General features: G+C 54.1%; 14 protein-coding genes. 5 read left to right on the top strand and 9 right to left on the bottom strand.

Going from position 1 to position 18,844, the window contains the following annotated elements:
- Positions 1–14 precede the first annotated feature (14 nt).
- Positions 15–419, top strand: coding sequence for a DUF2500 domain-containing protein (locus tag H8Z83_RS10785; RefSeq protein ID WP_243184932.1), 405 nt, complete (start codon positions 15–17; stop codon positions 417–419).
- Positions 420–713: 294 nt separating this feature from the next.
- On the opposite strand, the gene H8Z83_RS10765 is transcribed toward H8Z83_RS10785, so the two are convergent.
- From H8Z83_RS10765 to H8Z83_RS10755, 5 genes are all read right to left on the bottom strand, one after another.
- Positions 714–8,111 carry an S-layer homology domain-containing protein gene (locus tag H8Z83_RS10765; protein ID WP_243184929.1) on the bottom strand — a complete coding sequence of 2,466 codons (7,398 nt, stop codon included), beginning with the start codon at positions 8,109–8,111 and terminating at the stop codon, positions 714–716.
- 47 nt (positions 8,112–8,158) lie between these two features.
- On the bottom strand, positions 8,159–10,036 hold the full coding sequence (locus H8Z83_RS19620; RefSeq protein ID WP_243184927.1) for a hypothetical protein: 1,878 nt from the start codon (positions 10,034–10,036) through the stop codon (positions 8,159–8,161).
- Positions 10,033–10,365 carry a hypothetical protein gene (locus H8Z83_RS10760; protein WP_187015025.1) on the bottom strand — a complete coding sequence of 111 codons (333 nt, stop codon included), beginning with the start codon at positions 10,363–10,365 and terminating at the stop codon, positions 10,033–10,035. The genes H8Z83_RS19620 and H8Z83_RS10760 overlap by 4 nt, the downstream gene beginning before the upstream one ends.
- Positions 10,366–10,518: 153 nt before the next feature.
- Positions 10,519–10,647, bottom strand: coding sequence for a hypothetical protein (locus H8Z83_RS19885; RefSeq protein WP_256435329.1), 129 nt, complete (start codon positions 10,645–10,647; stop codon positions 10,519–10,521).
- Between the two features lie 453 nt (positions 10,648–11,100).
- Positions 11,101–11,790, bottom strand: a complete 690-nt coding sequence (locus tag H8Z83_RS10755) for an S-layer homology domain-containing protein (protein WP_187015024.1) — start codon at positions 11,788–11,790, stop codon at positions 11,101–11,103.
- A gap of 238 nt (positions 11,791–12,028) precedes the next feature.
- Here H8Z83_RS10755 and H8Z83_RS10750 point away from each other — a divergent pair, with 238 nt between their 5' ends.
- The 3 genes from H8Z83_RS10750 to H8Z83_RS10740 are packed head-to-tail and all read left to right on the top strand — an operon-like array spanning position 12,029 to position 13,729.
- Positions 12,029–12,538 carry an RNA polymerase sigma factor gene (locus H8Z83_RS10750; protein WP_187015023.1) on the top strand — a complete coding sequence of 170 codons (510 nt, stop codon included), beginning with the start codon at positions 12,029–12,031 and terminating at the stop codon, positions 12,536–12,538.
- Entirely contained in the window at positions 12,525–13,379 is an 855-nt protein-coding gene (locus H8Z83_RS10745) for an RsiV family protein (protein ID WP_187015022.1), read from the top strand. The genes H8Z83_RS10750 and H8Z83_RS10745 overlap by 14 nt, the downstream gene beginning before the upstream one ends.
- Entirely contained in the window at positions 13,379–13,729 is a 351-nt protein-coding gene (locus tag H8Z83_RS10740; RefSeq protein ID WP_243184924.1) for a hypothetical protein, read from the top strand. Before H8Z83_RS10745 ends, H8Z83_RS10740 begins: the two co-directional genes overlap by 1 nt.
- A gap of 401 nt (positions 13,730–14,130) precedes the next feature.
- On the opposite strand, the gene H8Z83_RS10735 is transcribed toward H8Z83_RS10740, so the two are convergent.
- The 4 genes from H8Z83_RS10735 to H8Z83_RS10720 form a co-directional block, all read right to left on the bottom strand.
- On the bottom strand, positions 14,131–15,636 hold the full coding sequence (locus H8Z83_RS10735) for a recombinase family protein (protein WP_147563759.1): 1,506 nt from the start codon (positions 15,634–15,636) through the stop codon (positions 14,131–14,133).
- Positions 15,637–15,721: 85 nt separating this feature from the next.
- Entirely contained in the window at positions 15,722–15,910 is a 189-nt protein-coding gene (locus H8Z83_RS10730; protein WP_021886981.1) for a hypothetical protein, read from the bottom strand.
- Between the two features lie 631 nt (positions 15,911–16,541).
- Positions 16,542–16,961 (bottom strand): sigma-70 family RNA polymerase sigma factor, encoded by a 420-nt coding sequence (locus tag H8Z83_RS10725; protein WP_187015020.1) that lies wholly within the window; start codon positions 16,959–16,961, stop codon positions 16,542–16,544.
- Positions 16,962–17,423: 462 nt separating this feature from the next.
- A complete protein-coding gene (locus H8Z83_RS10720; RefSeq protein WP_187015019.1) occupies positions 17,424–18,182 on the bottom strand; it encodes a helix-turn-helix domain-containing protein in 759 nt (252 codons plus the stop codon).
- Between the two features lie 267 nt (positions 18,183–18,449).
- Here H8Z83_RS10720 and H8Z83_RS10715 point away from each other — a divergent pair, with 267 nt between their 5' ends.
- Entirely contained in the window at positions 18,450–18,809 is a 360-nt protein-coding gene (locus H8Z83_RS10715) for a helix-turn-helix transcriptional regulator (protein WP_187015018.1), read from the top strand.
- Positions 18,810–18,844: the final 35 nt, after the last annotated feature.

Genomic DNA, 18,844 nt, shown 5'->3' with positions numbered 1-18,844 from the left:
AGAGGAGTTCGTTTATGATAGGCTTTGGAGGATACCCGGGCTTTGGTATGACTTTCAGCATCATGCGGATCATGGTTCCTGTCATATTTGTGTTGGTGTTTGGCATTATTATCGTAGCAATGGTTCGAGGTATATGTGAATGGAACAAAAATAATCATTCACCGAAACTGTCCGTTCCTGCCAAGGTGGTATCCCGGCGTACCGCTGTTTCTCACCACCACCATCACCAGGGAAATGGGATGCATCATACCCATACCGCTACCAGCTATTACGCCACCTTTCAGGTAGAGAGCGGCGACCGGATAGAGTTTCTGGTATCCGGCACGGAATACGGAATGCTGGCGGAAGGAGACTCAGGGGAGCTGACCTTTCAGGGTACCCGCTATTTGAATTTTCAACGGAACGAGTCGGCGGAATGAAGGGCGTAACCGTCAAACGCAGCGGCGGATTGAAGATTTCCCGTGAAAATGAGAGAATACCCCGTATAGAGCGTAGAGTCCACGCATAGTGAACGGCTCCTTGAGATGGCGGCCTTTTATACGTGGTTAGATTTTACGCTTACTTATAAAGTTCTATTCGCCATTAGCTTTGACGGTTACGATTTGTCAAGGGTATTTTTCCACGCCGTCACACATAAAGCAAGCGGCGGCTCGTGGCGAGCCGCCGCTTGTAACCTGATTGGATTTAATTTTTGCTTATCCGCAGCTCGCCGATCACTCTACAGTAAAGCGATACAAGAAGGTTACGATTTGCGCTCTGGTGCAATCCGCGTCGGGGCTGAATGTGGTGTTGGTGGTTCCCTTGGTGATGTTCTCCTTGACCGCCCACAGTACCGCATCAGCATAGTAGGCGGTGGACTTCACATCGGCAAAGGGATTGGCCGTACCCGCTGCCGGGGACTTCTCGGAACGCCACAGGAACGCGACAATCTGGGCGCGGGTGCAGGTCATGTTGGGGCTGAACGTGGTGTCGCTGGTGCCCTTGGTGATGCCATTCTCCACCGCCCACAGCACAGCGTCGTAATAATAGCTGCCCACAGGGATGTCGGCGAAGGGCATGGCGCGGGTTTCGGGTTCGGGACTGCCAGCTGCTCTCCACAGGAAGGTCACGGCCTGCGCACGGGTGCAGATGCCGTCCGGGGAGAAATGGGTATCATCGGTTCCCTTGGTAATGCCGTTTTCCACTGCCCAATCCACAGCGTCCTCATAATAGCTGCCGGTGGCTACATCCACAAACACGCCGGTCTGGGGGTTGCCGTTGGCTTTCATAAAGATGACCTCAATGGTATGGGTTCTGCTGACATTCTCAAAGGTGTAGGACTTCACTGCGCCGATGCTCTTGCCGTCGATCTTGACGTTGGAGACGGCGTAGCCCTTATCCGGGGTGATGGTGAAGGTCTGATCCCGGCCCTCGCGGACGCTGACATTGCCGGAGGGAGAAATGGAGCCGCCAGCCCCGGCAGTTGCCTTGATGGTGTAGTAGCTGTAGCCGCTGCCGCCACCGCCTGCATTGCCGCCTGTGCCGCTATTGCGCAGAATCGTCAGCGTGTAGGTTTTAGTACCGATCTCCACGACAATGTCGGTTGTGCCGCTCTTGGGGATGGCAACGGCTGCGCTGCCGCCGGTGGACAGAGCCTGTCCGTTGATGCTCACGGGCTCGTCGTTTCCAGACACCGCTGTGACCAGCGTAGATGTTGCTCCGCTATCATTTTGCAGCGTATAGGTATAGTTCGTTCCGTTGGCGGTAAAATCGCCGAGCCCCACTGCCAGACCTTCAAAGGTCAGAAGGTCATTACCGGGCACTGCGGCTCGCACCACTACGCGGGTGCCAAGCTTGGAGAAGGTGACGGTTTCCGTCCGGAAGGTTTCCCCGGAGATGGCACCGCCAATACTGGTCTTTTTCGTTTCCAGAACGGTCCCGGCAGCATCCAGCAGCGTGGCCACCAGCGCTGCGCTGGTCTGAGACTGCAGGCAGTTGTTGCGCAGGGTAATGGCGGCGGTGCTGTGACCGTTGCCGTCGTTCCCCTGTGTCACATCCATCGTCAGCCGCTCTCCGGTGCGGGCCAGTGCGCCGGTCATATGGACGCTGGCCTCACTGTCACTGCCGTCATACTCCGGCAGGCGCTGATTGCTTCCCAATCCACCGATCTCGCCTTCCGCCCACGCCTCGGCGTACAGATAGGTACCCACATTGGGGATCTCGGTTTTGCCAATGGATGTCATATACTTGCCCAGATCATAGGTCAGATCCAGTGTAAAGCTTCCCTGATCGATGCGGGCGAGGGCGCTGTCATCGGAGATGGTGATTTCATTATCGCGAACCGATACGCCGGTTGTGGTGCAGGCTACCTCTGCATGTTTGGTATGCAGATCATCCGCATAGAACGCAAGCTTCACCTTGCGGTTCTTTCCGCTGGCCAGCGTGGCGGCAGAGGAATTATAGAGGGTCATGCGCACCGTGCGCTTGCCGGCGCTCTCCGCAATCACTTCCATTTGCGAGATGCCAATGTCGGGATAATCCAGATACACTGTGCCGGTTTCGTTGATGCCGGCGGCGGCGGTGATGGTATAGCGCGGGTCGGTCACGTGGTCCTCCACATGGTGCCAGACGGTAAGGGTGGTGCTTTCATTGGGCAGCAGTTTTTCCGTAAGGGTGGCGGTTTCCCCGCTGCCAAGGCTGACCGTTAGGTTTTTCACATCGTTCAGCCCGGTGTTGCGGATGGTAAAGTGAATGGGTGTCAGGCTGTTCAGCGCCAGCGTTGCATAATCCACACCGATCTGTTCCACTGCCACTGCATCGGTGATAAAATCAGAGGTAGCGGTATAGAGGATCGTTTCCTCACCCGGAACGGTCACGCCGCCGATTACCTTCGGGCTTTCGTCGTCATACCGGGTGGCCTGAATGACAGCCTGCACCTGATTGGTGCCGCTGACATAGGCATCAAAGTGGTCAGCCAGCGTGCGATCCGGCAGTTTTGCCAGTTTCAATGGTGCGGAGAGCGTGTAGGTATTTGTATTTGCGTCATAGCGCAGCTTGGTCGCCTTCAAAATGCCGTGATCTACCGCGCCGTTGGCGTCATTGACAGTCTCATTCCAGACGATGGTAAGATCATTGCGGCTGCGATGACCCCCGCTGAGGGAAGCGAAGCGGAAGTCTCCGCCCACGACGGCGTTGCCGCTGCTGGTCAGGGCAGACAGAGAGCCGGGGAAACTGTTGGACATGGTGCCGCTGCCGTCCACAGCCAACAGCTGAATATCGCTGCTGCCGTCTCGGACACTATGCCAACCGATGACAAATCGGTCATCCCCGCCGCCGAAGTCGGCTGCAACGACCTGGGGGGCTTCGTCAAGATTGCTGTCACAGGTCGCCAGCATGGCTGTACCGGGCGTTTCGTCAGCAGCCACGGTACAATAGGCGATCTCGTAGTCGGAGGTATTTCCGGTTCCGCTGCGGTCCAGCGAGTAAACCGCCATAGCGGTTCCGTCGGGCAGCATGGCCGCCTGCAACGCCTTCACGCGGCCAGTAGCACCGTTATAAAGCATTTTGGCATCGCTCCATTTGCCGTTACTGCTGTCATAGCAGCTGTACATGATACAATCTCTGGTCGTGAAGTTCAGCAGGTTGTTGCTGCCCGAAGCGCTCACGGGATCGGGGGTGTAGACGCTGCGCCAGAACACGATGGCCTTGCCGTCGCCGCCCACTGCCGTGGCTGGGGCCAGATCCGGCGTGCCGTCTTCGGTTAGGCGGGTGGAAGTCCAGGTTGAGCCGTCATAGACGGACGCTACGATCTCCGTGCTGTTCATCAGCAGGTTTTGCTCTTCCAATGTCACGGGATCACCGGCATTTTTACCCGGCAGGTCGGTGCCCATGCGAACCCAAGCCGCCGCCGCGAAGCTTTCAGTGCCGGACAAAGAAACGCTCGTGTCGCCGTGGCCGGTGAACCCTGTGGGATCGTCAATTTGGATGGAGGGAGAATAGACGCCGCCATTGAGGGTGGAGAAATGCGCCCGGCTGTCGTAAATACTGCTGCTGTCGCCGTCGTTGATGTAGGCCAATACCTTCCCGTCATCGCTGAGCTGTGGATAGGATGTGGGGTTGGCATTGGTCTGGATGTTTTGCAGCCCACTGGGGGAGTTCAGAGAGAACAGCATCATCCGCTGCCGGGGCTGGCCCCAAGTACGGGCATATTGCTCCAGATAGTCCCGGCTTTGGAGCGTTGCACTGGCAGAAGCCACCTGCATTCCGCTCTGGGCCGCCGCCATCTGCAGCGAGGCAAGGCTCAGCCCGCTGGTGGCGCTATTCCAGTAGTCGTCGATTTTTTTCCAGTCATTAAAAGTCCTGGTGGCTCCAAAGGTTCCGGAGGCGATCACCGCCTCGTAGGAGATAAACAGGAAGCTGGCCACAAATTTGATTCCCACTTCGCTTTGGATCCCCAGGGCCTGACCGTTGATCTGGCGCTTTGTCTCGTCGGCAAGATAGGTGCGGGAAAGGAACTTATTCTGACTGTCCACATCCAAATTGCCGAATAGGCCGATCTTCAGCGCCACGATCGAATAGTCAAAGCCAATGCCGCCAAACGCGTGGACATATGCGTTGATACGCAGCGTGGTCAAAAAGTCATTCACTGCCGTGGCCGTGGGATCGCTCCAGGCAAGACCCTCGCCCTGCTGGCCGTAGCGCACTGCGGTACGGAAATCCAGCTGAATGGCGCCACCCAGCTCAAAGGTTGCTGTCAACGGTACGGGGCCAGCCATGGCGTTCACGCTGAAGGAGAAGCCCACGCCAACGCCGGCGGTAAAGCCGCCGCCTACGGTGAAAACCTCCCACTCCTTTTTTTCGGCGTTATAGCGGATCTCCGCTTCGTAAAAGCCCTCCAACTGCAAGTTGAGATCCGTGCTGGTGACATTGTCGGCCAAGGAGTTGGCTTTGTATTCCCCCTTGGGATCATAGGTGCCCTGGGCCATCTGGCTCAGATCCCCGGTACCGGGCACGCCCACGTCCAGGTTTTGCGTCAGCACATTCGCACTCAACGCCACGCCGTCCTCGGAATAGTCCATGTCCTCCATCTCCAGCGTATTGTACCCGGCCCAAATCATGGCACGGAACACGGAGGGATCTTCGCTGGGGGTGATGATCATTTTGAACATGGAACTGTTCACCGGACCGCTCAGATCATCCAGCCGTCCGGTCAGCACCTTGAGAATGTTACTGCCGTCCACTTCGCCAAAGTCAACTTGATTCACTCCACTGGAGGAGGTCATCGTCGCCAGAATACCGGTGACGCGCGCATCCTCTGTCACCTTGGGCACTCGGGTCAGATCAACGACCCGGAAGGGCAGTATTTTCTCCTGCAGCAGGCTGCCGTTCAGGCTCAGCTGCGTTTTCATACCCACATCCTTGCCGTCGGCGATCCATCCAGAGGTGGTCATGGTGGCCTCGGTGAGGGTCAGATCGTTTTCCGCTACGGGGATGGATGAGAAGGGATACTGCTTGGTACTGCTGCTCTGGGCGGCAGGAAGAACGCCGTATTCGTCCGCCAGCTTGAGACTGTAATTCTGCGCGTCGGCAATATCCTCGCCCCAGAGGAACATGGTGGTGTGCAGACTTGCTGTTTTAAAGCTGCTGTTAGGGCCGATCTTCCCGGTCGAGCTGCGGACATCCACCTTCTGACCGTTGGCAAGACCGTAATCAACGCTTTGCGTCACAATGAAGGGCTTGTTTGCCTCCCCCGCCGGCACGCGCTCCAGAGAGACAACGCCCTCTGCGGTGCGCATTACATCGTCCACGCCCAGCTTGCCGTTGACGGTCAGCAGCAGCGGATAGTACTGGTCGCCGTCAATTTCGCTGATCTCCAGAATGTACTCCAGCTGATCCAGAGCGGAAAGCGCCGTGGTGCTGCTCTCGCCCTTTTCGGCCGACCAGAACTGGGTGGAATCCAGATAGACGGTTATATTTCCCGCCGCATCCGTGGTATAGATGCCGCCGGTGGTGCCGTCGGCAAGTGCGTCTGCCTTGGAGCCCAGCAGAGCTGTCTCGCAGTAGCCTCCGTTTTTATAAACGCCGCCGCGAACGGTCACCGTCTTGTTCACCAGCGGATCGCCGCCCGGCGTGATGAGCGCCACAGATGCCCGGGCGACTCGCCGGAGGGTGAAGGTATTCAAGGGATAAAGCTGCAGTTTTGTGGCATCCCGCTCGCCGGAACGCAGATTTTCTTTATAGATGGTGCCCAGATAAATATCCCCACCGGTGCCGGACCGCAGAGACACCTCACTGTCGATTCCGTTGGGTTCGTAAAGCGCCAGCACGCCTTCACTGTTGGTCGTGAACGTTTTGGACGCGCCTTTGCCGTCGGTGTATTGCAGCGTAGTTTCCGCCGCAGGCGTCAGCTGGAAGAGATAGAACTTATTTTGCAGCGTCTCCGCTGTCACCTGTACGGCGGCGCTCATGCCCGTGGCGGCATGGGTAGCCGTGACGGTTGCGGTGCCGTTGGCCCGGCCGGACAGCGCCATTTTGGTTTCGGGAAGGTAAGACTTAAAGGAGAAGTTTCTGATGTCCTCATACAGTCCGCCCTGCTTGTAGTTGACGGAAATGGCATTGTTGTCGGAGGCCCACTTGATGCCGTCTTTAAAGGAGTTCCATCTGTACTTGTCATAGTTGATGCCGATGTACTCGATCAGCCCCAGCTCCTGGCGCAGCTGCAAAATTTCAGCTGTAACGGTGGGCAGGCTACCGCTGACCTTGGAGGTATTGTCCATGGTCAGCGCAGAAATCGTGTTTCCTTCGTCGTCCTGCACCTTCAGTGCGTCGGCATCGTAGACATACAGGGGGAAGGAGTCGGTGCTGGGAGCTTCCTCACCAGGATTCTCCACGCTCAAAACCACTTGATAGGTGTCCTTCAGATTGCCGTCTTTCACCCTCTGTAACAGCAGGGGGAAACTCCCGGAGGTGCCGGATAGGCGCTCACTGTCCACCACTTTGGTGGTGTTGTTGTCCTCTGTGACCCGGGTAATGGTCAGCGTGGGCTGCGGAGAGGCACCGGTAGTGGCGTTTTCCACCGACCAGCCGATATTGACGGTGCCGTCGGTATCCTTGTAGTAAATGCTCCGGGGCGGTGTCAGCTTGGCTGTGGCAGGCGGCGCCTGCACGATGATCCAGGCAAGTGCCGACAGGCGGATGTCCTCACTCTTGGCGTTGGGGTGCGGCATGGAGACCCGCACCGTGTAGGCCGGGGTATTGCCGTTGGAGAGCTCGGAGAGCACATTCTTCGGGATCCGCACGCTGTTTTCACCTTTGCCGGCGGTATAAGACGCAACGAGCTGGCTGGCGCTCAGCGCCGCCTCATTCTTGTGGTTGCCCTTATACAGTTCGATCGTGTAATGGAATTCTTTGTTCGGTGCCATCAGCGCGGCGTTGGAGCTCCACAGCACGGTGGCGGGCTGATTTACCCGCGTCACGATGGACGCGCTGCCGGGAATCACCAGTGCCAGGGAATCGCCTGCCGTCACGGTATAGGGCTGTGACTGGCCCGACACATCATCATTGTCAGTGTCCACAGTCCCGTTGTCCGCCGTAAAGGTAAAGATGACGGCTCCCACCTTGGTTCCTGTGGTGGCAACAACGCCGGTATCCTCGTTGATGGTGGCAATGAGCGGGTCACTGCTGCTCCATTTACCGGTGGTGTAGCTGGCCGGCTCACCGCTTTCCCCCAAAACCTTGGCCTGAAGCGTGGGGCGGGCGGTTGCAGCGAGGGAAATCGTATAGTCGGCGGAATTCGCTTCCGGGACGACCTCCACCGTGTGCGCGGAAACTCTCTTTGCCACCGTGAACTGCCGGGTCAGGGGAAGAACATTCACCCAGTTAGAGTTAGACTCGTCTCGCTCGCCCTCGTTGGCCTGCAGCGTCACCGTGTAGGTGCGGTCGAAATCAGAGGGTGGTGCGATTGCGTAGTCGCTGACGGTGAAGGCTTCCTTCTCTGTGTCCAGATAGACCTGCAGAAGGATCGGTTCATCCGCGGAGCCGTACCTCAGTTCGAGGCGGAAAGGGGCTTCCTTCGGGTCTGTTCCTTCCGGGGTGTGATAACTGTTGTATACGGTCTTGTAGGCCTGCTCCATGTTGGCCTGCATCTTGAACGATGCCTTGCCGTTGGCGTAGTCGGCGGTCAGTGCGGTGGGGCGTTGCGCATCAAGACGCTCCTCAGCGCAACGCCGGTAATCGAGTCGCTCTGATAGGGCGTGGTATCCAGCTCATGGCCGAAAACATCTTCCACACCGGTCATATCATTGACGATGACCGTGGTGTCATCCGCATCCTGCACCGGGTACCAGAGCATTGCCGTGACGCCGTAGTCGTTCATGGAAAGCGCAGCGGCGGTATACTCTTCGCCATTGATGGTCACGCGGGCGCCTCTAAGATCCACGAACTCGCTAAAGGTAACTGTGATGGGCACGTGCTGTCCGCTGGCATAGGTTCCCGCCGGGGCCGTGACGCTTTGAATGATGGGCTTGTCCGTGTCCACCAGCTTGGCGGAGACGTTGCTGGTATTGACGGTGGCGGAGGAGTTATTGTATCCGCCAAATACCTTATCAAAGTCTAGATACAGTCGGAAGGGCAGATAGTACCGCTGATCCACTCTGTTTTGCGTGGTAGACTGCAGGGAGATGTCGACCGTACTGCCCTTTTTAATCGTACAGTCCAGCGTTCTCGTTTTGTTGCTGCTGAGCTCCAGATCTGTTCCATCGAGCTTGTACTCCGTCAGATAGAACGGGGCACAGGGTTGGGCACTATTATAGCCATACGGCGCAGGGCCAGTATAGGCAGCTACGCTTTCTCTGCTCCAGTCAAACTTGATGCTGGCGTCGATTTGGTATGGCTGATAAAACTTGGGGGAGCTGTCGGGAAGCACCGAGTTGCGGGCACCCTCCAAAACTCTGATGGTATCGCTTAGTTCAACGAAGTTCGGATTGTTGGCACCGCCGCCGACAGTGTATCCATCTGCCAGCAAAGGAATCCACAATTCCGAAATTATTTCTCCTGGTTTTTTTTCGTAAGCATAGTCCGGCGCGGTCATTGATGTTTGTATTGTGGGGACGCCAACCGTCTTTTTTAGCTTGAGCTGACAGTGGTCGGCATAAGCGGCACCGTCATAGAACACCAGATTTTCCGCATCGTAAAATTCAATCATCCCCAGCAGGTCGCCATAGGAATAAGTATTATCGTGCCAGTCCATGGGACTTCCTTTGGTTGTAACCTTGACAGTGATTTTTTGATTACTTAAACTGAAAGTCGAGCCTACGTCATAGGTCAGCTTGTAGGTCCCGTCGCCTTGATCGACCCCACTCTCCCCGCCTATCGAGACCGTCACACCGGTGATATAATCGCGGAGCTGGCCTTCTTGAATGCGGTAGGAAAAGCTGACCGGTTTTCCGCGGTATACAGTAAAAGCCCCGGATTTGCAGCTGTTGTTTACGAGATCCTCCAGCGTTAGGCTCATCATGCCGCTCATATCCACCGTCTCAACGCCATCAGGCTTTGTGGCAGAGGCGGGATTCCGCAAGCTGATGCCCCGCAGCTCCAGCTGCTCCATCAGGCTGTTGAGATTCTCCAGAGCTTCCCCGGTAAACTCCCTGCCGGAGAAATAGGTGTCCTTGATCCGCTGCAGCTCCTGTTCGATTTGGATCATGGTCTTCAAATCGCCCAGCGCCACCGGAGTCCCATCCACGTCGGCTATGCGGGTGAGATCCGTGGCGGGATTTTCCAGCAGCTCCATGACAGCCGCCAGTGTCAACATCTGGCTGTCCAGCGTGATGGTTTGATCCACCTTGAAATTGCCGTCTTCATCCAGCAGGCCCAAAGCGTTCAGCACGGAACGCACTTGGTCGCTGCTGCCGCCAGTCAGGGCGGAGAGCTGCTCCAAAATCGCCTGATTTTCCTCGGGTGTGTTGCCCAGCGAATCGCTCAGCGCTGCAAACGCCGTAGTTGGCAGCAGCGTGAGCGTCATGCACAGGCTCAGCAGCGCCGCTAAAAATCTTTTCTTCATGCTTCCTCATCCTCCTTAGTTCGTTCCTCCTGTTTATTGTTTTTCTTTCTCAATCGTGTGCAAAACACGGTAACGACCACCGCCGCAATAAAGCAGATCACGCCAACCAACACATAGCTGCCCACGTTTTCCAGCAGCATCGTTGCGCCGTTTAAGCCCTGCACCGCACCCGGCGACCGGTCGGGGAAATGTCCCATCGCATAAATAAGGCAACAGCAAAGCGCAACAGACACAAGCGACAATCGCTCGGTGATGTGCTTTTCCTGTCGGCGGCGTATTTGCCACGCTCGGCTTTTGACAAGCTTCACACGCTGCCCGGTATCCATCATCAAAAACACTCCTTTCAAAAAAGTCTTAAAACGGGCGTTCACTTATATAGGTACAGAAAAAAGCAAAACTACGCACCTAAAATTAAAAAATTTTTATTTCATTTTCGCACCATACGCCAGTGGTAGGTTGCCTTTTCAATTTTTCTCGTATTTTTACAGATATTTTGTCAATCCGGCCCGTAAAGCGTCATTGACCGATTCCGTCAAATTCTTTCCTTCCTCCAGCGCCATCCTACGCAGCGCCTTATCAATATCCCAATCCAGATAATAGGCCCGCTGCACCTGATCACTATTCTTCTTTGCAGTTTTTTCTTTAGCAGCAACAGTATTCTCGCTCTGGCGTCCTGCTCCGATGATAGACTTAAACGCAGCCTCCCGGTCAAACTTCGCTTACTCAGCCCACTGTTTTGCCCCGCCTGGATGATCTGGCTCCACTCCTGCAGACGATACTCATCCCGGATCGCTAACACATCTTCCGTTTCTTGCACGCACTCCCTTCGCATTCGAAAACTTACACGCAGTCTTTGTTGACTGCATATCATTTTCTCACACTTACTCAACCTTGGAAATGCGGGTGGTTATTGAGCACTTACGAGGAAAAGGTTTGAGTTGATGCATAGAGGTTTAAAGTTTCCTATGGCGAAAAAGGAACGGCGCAGCAGACGATTATAACACCGTCTGCTGCGCTGTCCTTTGCCTGATGTGGAATCATGTATGGATGAACTGGCAGCTGCTTTACTCAGCCATGTCCCGCCAAAGGAATGCCACAATTTGGCCGCGGGTGCAGTTGTTGCCGGAGCCGAACAGACCACCGCCGATACCGCCGGTGATGCTGTTTTCCAGCGCCCATGCCACTGCGTCATAGCAATAGCTGCCGGGGAGTACGTCGCCGGGAACTTTAGCTGTGCCCTTGGGAGCGGGAGAACCGGCCGCACGCCACAGGAAGGTCACTGCCTGTGCGCGGGTGCAGGTTGCGTCGGGGCTGAACTTACCGTTGCCGGTGCCGCCGGTGATGCCCTTCTTCACGGCCCATTCCACTGCCTTGGCGTAGTATGTGTCGGCGGGAACGTCCGCGAAGGTGGCAGCCGCCTTGATTTCCGCAAACTCAGCGGTGACGGTGACCTTGCTGTCAGGCATGGTGAAGGTGTACTTGCCGTTGCCCTTGTCGGTCAGCTTGAGCTTATTGCCGCTGGCGTCCTTGACAGTGAGGCTATCCAACTCGTAGCCCTTATCAGGGGTCACGGTGACGGTCACCCGGTCGCCCTTGGAGGCGTTCTTGGGGCTGACGGTCACATCGCCGTTCTTGGTGCTGGGTGCGGATACAGCGTAGCTGCTGCCGGAACCGGAGGAAGAGCCGCTGGAGGAGCTGCCGCTGGAACCGGAAGAATGATTGCTCTGTTTCGGAGTTTCGAGTGTGAAGGTCAAATCCTTACTCCTCTTGACAAAACCGGTCTCATTCTGGTATATGGTAAAAATATTGGAATCACAGCAGATTTCATTCATCGGGCAATCTGCCCTGTACTTTGCCAAACACAATAAGAAAGGGCAAACGGATCAACCACTCCAGCCAAAGAAAAAATTTCAAGTGCTGCCACCTTTTTCGTGCTCAAAGCGTCTATATAGATGACCGGAAAGCAAGGGGCTTGATAGGAGGTCATCCAGTGTGGTAAAAAGATTAGATAAAGATGACTTCACCCGTCTGGTGCTGCAGAATCAGACGGCCATGTTCCGAACCGCCCGGGCAATCGTGTCAACCGACGAAGACGCAGAGGATGCGGTACAGAGTGCCATTTGTACTGCCTTTACGAAGCTGGATGCCCTGCGGGACCCTGCAAAATTCAAATCGTGGATCCTGCGGATCGTAGTTAACAACTGCTATGACCTATGCCGGAAGTATCGGCCAATCACTGATCTGTCTGAAGTACAGGACTTTCTGCCTGCAGACGATCCGGATCCGACTGAACGGCTGTCCCTATGGGAAGCGGTGCTATCATTAAACCCGGAAATGCGCTCCGTGGTAACACTGTTCTATTATGACGGATTTTCCATTCGGGAGATCAGCCGCACTTTAGGGATCAGCGATGCAGCAGTAAAAACCAGATTGTCCCGCAGCAGAAAGCAGCTGCGCCTTTTGCTGGCCGATGAACAAGGAGGGGTCTATGGATCAATTTGACGAGTTGCTCCACCAGCGTGCCGCTGAGGAATCATTTCCGCTCCCGGAGGATTATGCCGGTCGGGTGTTCCAAACCTGCGCGGCTCTGGACGAAAATTCCCGACGGCGTCAGCGACGCCACTGGGAAACATGGGTCGCAGCAGCGCTTGCGCTGTTCATCACAATTCCAAACGTATCCCCATCAGCTGCGGCAGCGATGGCGGAGATCCCTGGGCTGGGGGCGTTGGTGAAAGTGGTCACCTTCCGGAGTTACGCCTACAATGATGGACATAGTTCTATGGATATCTCCGTACCGGAGTTATCCGGCAGCGATGCAGCTGATACGGTAAATCAGGAAGTCCACGCATACACCGACGAGCTGATGACGCAGTTTTACAAAGACTGTGAACGCATCGGAAATGGCTATCAGGATCTGCGTGTATCCAGCGTGGTGCTTACCAACACGGACACATGGTTTACCCTTCGCATAGACGCCACACAAACGGAAGCCAGCAGCTATGCCTTCAGCCGCTTCTATCACATTGACAAAGCAACGGGACAAATGATCTCTCTGAGGGATCTCTTCCGCGATGGGACCGATTATGTGTCAGTGCTGTCCAATGAGGTGCTGCGGCAAGTGGAAGCGCAGATGTCCGCAAATCAAGCCCTCGCATACTTCCCGGAGGATTTTGCTGGGATCGACGCGGAGCAGAATTTCTATCTCGACGCAAACGGAAATCTCGTGTTGGTCTTCGACGAATTCGCGATTGCGGCAGGCTCTATGGGGATGCCGGAATTCACGATTGAAAAAAACATCTATCAAGACCTCTTAAAAGAAGCATATCAGAAAGGATTCGTATGATGAAAAAGAAATTATTTGTATTGCTGACGGTTGTATGTATTTTGGCGCTGGCTACCGCTTGCGGCAGCCAGACATCCGGCACAGACACAGATTCCAATGCCGGCACTCAAAGCGGAGCGCAGCAGGAGGAAAGCACCCTGACCGGCAAGCTGGACGAGAAAAAGGACTTTATGTTTGTTGTGACGGATGACCAAGGCGCTTCCTACCAGTTTTCCATCGACTCCTCCGCAAAGCCGGAAGGGTATGATGATGTTGCTGTGGGTGACTCCGTCACTGTGACCTACACCGGCGCGTTATCGGAGGTTGATCCCTTTGAGGGCACAATCGCTTCTGTGGAGAAAGTTAAATGACATTCGCCCTTGAAGATAACAAAAAGTAGAAATCGGAGCCAGAACGGCTCCGATTTTTGCTTTTTACCACCATTCGCTCGGTGGATTTTGCTGGGAAAATCAATAACGGAACTACATCAGTCACCCTAACAATAACAGACTGATAAAATATGCGAAAACGCCGCCCGGTGTCGGGCGGCGCTGTTCTTGAGTTTGAAATAACCATTGGGACGAGAAAGGAGAACCAACTTTTATGTTACAAAGCCATTTTTCAACTATCCTCCTTATGCGACTTGGTTCTACAAAACGTATTGAACAGTGCTATAATACAAGGACGCTATCTTTTGGATGTGCTGCAAACTGGGTTACATCGCTTGACAAGGGCACACAGCCCTTTGTCGTGTGCGATGGATAAGTAAAGGTCAAATTTTCCACTCAATCGAAACGTGTTCGTCGGTTGCGCGGATCTGTGAGATCAGGCCATCGGCAACCTGCCGCCTGTCCTCAAAGTCAATTTCTTCCCATTGGTTGAGGTAGACTGATAACCGCTCGATCTGCTCCGGGGACATGGTTTCCGCTGACAGCGCCGCAATCTCTTTTGTCAGGGCTTGGCGGCGTGTGTCCAGCTCCTCAATTTTGCTGTTAGCGTAGGACAGCAGCACCGCATTGGCCCCGGTCAGAGTATTCAGCAATTTTTCAATCTCGTCCTCTACGCGGGCAAGCTCCATGTTCAGCGCGGTCAATTTGGGATTGACCGTTTCCCGCTTTGCCGTCAGCGTCTGGAACTCGGACAGCTTCTTGACCATCTCGCCGTACAGGAATCTTTCAAATTCCCGTGTACGGAGCGTCCCGCAGCCGTCACAGCTTTTACTGTCGGCTCGCTTGGAGCAGCGGAGATATTGAACGCCTGTCGGGTTGCCAACGCTCATAAGCGCATACCCGCAACGGCCACACTTGACCTTTCCGGCAAGCCATGTGTTTTTTGCCTTGCGCCCGCCTTGGAATGTCTTGTTTGCCATGAGCTTTTTCCGGCAGCGCAGCCATGTATCAGACGATACCAGCCCCTCGCTGGGAGCCAGAACAAGTATCTGATCTTTCAGATGCTTGTTTTTTCTTTCCTGCACATCCCGGCCCTGATAGAGATAGCAGCCGTTTGTCCCGGCAAAATCTGTTGCTTCATTGACTACCACCGTACCCTGACTTTTGAAGAACTCGTACATATCGAGGTCAGCCTGTGCGTAAATGGGGTTTCTCAGAAGTTGGGAGATAAAGCCCCGCTTCATTTCCTTGCCGTAAATCAGGATACCCTCGTCGGCAAAGTAGCGGGCGATGTCCCCGAAAGAGGTTCCGGGTTGGGAGTACATTTCAAACATCAGCTTTGCAATATCTGCTGTTTCCGGGTCGGGCTTCATCATTTTTGTGCGGATGCCCTCAATGGTGGTCGGCTCCAGTTGGAAGCCGTAGGGAGCTGCGCCGCTCATGTGAAAACCGTGCTGGCAGCGGGAATAGTAGGCATCGGTCACGCGCTTCTGGATGGTTTCGCGTTCAAGCTGGGCGAACACGATGCAGATATTCAGCATCGCCCGGCCCATCGGGGTGGACGTGTCAAACTTCTCCGTGGAAGATACGAACTCAACATTGTATTCCTGAAAAGTTTCCATCATGGTTGCGAAGTCCAGAATGGAACGGCTGATACGATCCAGCTTATAGACCACCACGCGCTTGATCAAGCCCCGGCGAATATCGGCCATCATTTCTTGAAATTTTGGCCTATCGGTATTCTTGCCGGAATAGCCTTTGTCGGTGTATTTGCGGAAATTGCCTCCTCTCAATTCATACTTGCAGAACTCAATCTGGCTTTCAATACTGATACTGTCCTTGCGGTCAACGGACTGTCTGCCATAAATGGCATCTTCACGAATAATCATTTGGTGCTCCTTTCCGTGTAGGAGCTGCCAAACCTTACACCTATATTATACCTCTGGCAGCCCCGCATCTCAAGGATGTCCCGTATTAGTGCATCTGCGCCCGTCCCGGCGCATACTTCACAAAGACCTCATACAGACAGCTTTCAATTTCACGCTTGCGCTTATCCCGTGCTCGGGGAGAGAGCATCGGGGTCAGGTTTTCCACGGTGATGGATTTGCCCTGAAAAGACGCGGTTTTGACTTCCTTGTGATAGCCGACTCTTGCCTCCGTCATCTGAAAACCTCCTATAACAATCAGCGGTGTGAATAGATTTGATGGTTTCCCGTTGTCCGTGGGGAAACGTGAAAGGACGGCACAACAGCGCCGTCCTTTGACCTTGCCCCACCTCTGGCCACGATGACCAGAAGCAGCGGGACAGTTGTTTTCCGTTTCAATCCACAAAAGAGGGAGCCGCCGCGCCGGAATGGTTTGGGCTGTCATAAGACAGAAAGGCCCGGTTTGACGGCTCCCTGTATGATCGTTGTGTGCCGTATTTGCCACGCATCCCCGGCACGGGGAGTATTCCAGACCGCCGATGGCTTCGGCTGCATAGCCCCACAGCACCGCTGCCCGTGGAGGGCTGGCGCATACCGCAGGAACTCCCCCTCAAGTCTGTGGGAGGGCGTGAGCAAGTTTCATTATCCTCCGCGCTGTCCTCGCGCCCGGTTTGCCAGCACCGGGTCAAAGGCTGCGTTGATCGCTCGGCCAGCTTGTCCATCACCTCCTGAACTGGCTGTCGTGGCGGCGCACCTTACGTCGCTATCACGCGGATTTCGTATCGGGAATACTGTCTATTCAGTTTTCAAGGCGAGGAAGAAAACTCCTCTCACCTATCAGGAGGTTTCGGGGGCAAATGTACTCCCTCTTACAGAGATTTTTTCAAAATATTTTTCATAGTGGCCAGCCCGCGCTCAATGGAGCAGCAGATGCGGCTCCGGCCAACGCCCTCGGCTGCCGCGATCTCGGCCTTGCTCATGCCGAGAAGATAATGCTGGTACACACGCCGGGCCTGCGTAGGCGGGAGCTGGGTCAGCGCATCATAGAGGGCAAAGGTGGTTTCCTGTGCCTCAATGTACTCGTCCGGGGTCATGGGCTGACGGAGCACGTCGGCCTCAAAGCCGGGATCGGTGTCCAGCGAGCACTCGCCATTTCTGCGCTTCTGCCGCTTGTAGCTGTCGCACAGGCGGCCTCCCATCGAGAGGGCGGCGGCGATCTCGTCCGAAACTTCCAGCATCACATTTTCGGTCATATAGGGGTAATACCGTTTCAGGTTGATAGTCGTCATAATTGTCCTCCATTTCAAAAGGTGGTTGGTGAGTGCGGATTGAAATGGAGAACAGGCGGCCCGCGGCACCTTGGAGCCTCTGGCCACCGTGACCAGAAGCGGGGGCATAAAAAAACGCCCGCACAGCATGACGCTATACGGACGCAAGCAAATGAACATCTTGTTACATGATGTTTAATTTCATGTTCAAAGCCGGACTGCTCCGATGGAGGGGCTATGCTTTTTTTAGCTGGTGCAGATCATGGACGCTATGAAAAAGAAACATGGACACGGCAGACAAACCTCCCATCGGCCACCGTGTCCCTGCAAGTCGTCATAGGTTTGCAAGCGCAAAGAAACGGCGGCTCTGAAACTCAAAGCCGCCGTTTCAAATAGGCATGTCAAATTGTCTGCTGTACGACGGCTTTTTTTCTTTTGCCGTCGTACGGCATGTACTTTTCCATATCTCAATTCAAATCAAACTTATTCATATTTTTTCCCAACAACATATATCGGAAGGAATATGCTACACAGCATGATTACCACGAGGACATACCTTCCGATATTTTCCCATACGACTACCGCTACACTACTTGCCAGAAGATTGAGAATTGGCATCAGAATCATGCTCAGGCACAAAGACAAGCGGAAAGCCTGCACAATATGCGGCCAGTTACGGTTATTGAAGTTAACTCCCGGAACATGCATACGGAACGGGCCATCATAGAAAATATTTACGTTGTTTTCGTCATAAAATCTTGAAAGTTTCATTCGTACAAAGCAGCAAAAATACGCACCAAATACTGCACACATGAGCACAGACATTATCAAGGAGTCCATACAGGGCGTTGCCATTGTATGGTTCAGAAATGTGCTGATGCCGCATATCAGAAGTGAGACTCCATAAATGACAATCCACTTGCTTTTAACATGATATGCTCTTTCAGGCGCTTCGTCCGCATAAGTGATTGCCGTCTTAACAATATCCTCAACTTTATCAGGTTTTAGTACATCATCGTTCGGCAATCTCTCACACATCAAAAGTTCCGTAACGGAAACATCCAACAGATTTGCCAGCGGGATCAATAGAACGGTATCGGGCAAGCTAACTCCCGTTTCCCATTTGCTTACAGCCTTATCAGATATACAGAGTTGTTCTGACAACTCTTTTTGAGTGATTCCTTTTTCTTTGCGAAGTGCGGCGACAAATGCGCCAAATTTCTTCTTGTCAATATTGAACATTGATTTTGACCTCCTGTGATTGCTAAGAGCATTATCGCTCTAACGCTGCCATTTAGCAACCGAATGGCAAGCGAGTATATCATTTTGGATGTTGAATGATAGTAGAGTTGTGATATTTCTTTCGTGAAAGGTACACTATTGTTTATTTTATCATTACAGTATCACAAGTTCAACTGTGTACATGAAATGAAAAATGAGTACGAATGAAATGTAACACCGTTCAAATACTATCACCCGAAATGTAAAATTACATTAGGTGGTGATGACATGAAGAACGAAAAAAGCGAACGCAAATTTGATTTTCGTCCGATGGGGCTTGCAATCAAGAAAGCCCGCGAGAAGAAAGGCATGACACAGGAGCAATTGGCTGACATCATCGGGCGGGACACTCGTACTGTCATGTACCACGAAAACGACGGTCAACATCCGAGCTTAGATATTTTCTATCAACTGGCAACCATGTTCGACCTGTCAGTAGATGAATACTTCTACCCCGATATGGGAGCCGATGAAGCCGCAAAGAAGCGGATCAACATTCAGCTCAATTCTCTCAGCGAAAACGAGCTGCGGCTCGTCGAGGGGATTATCAACGCGATCATAGAAAACCGTGGAACGGAGGGAGCGTAAGAAACGGCGCTGCCTCCGTTTTTCGCGGGGGTTCC

This window comes from Dysosmobacter segnis, assembly GCF_014297285.1.
GTDB classification, from domain to species: Bacteria; Bacillota; Clostridia; order Oscillospirales; family Oscillospiraceae; genus Oscillibacter; species Oscillibacter segnis.
This window is presented reverse-complemented; position numbering and strand designations above follow the sequence as displayed.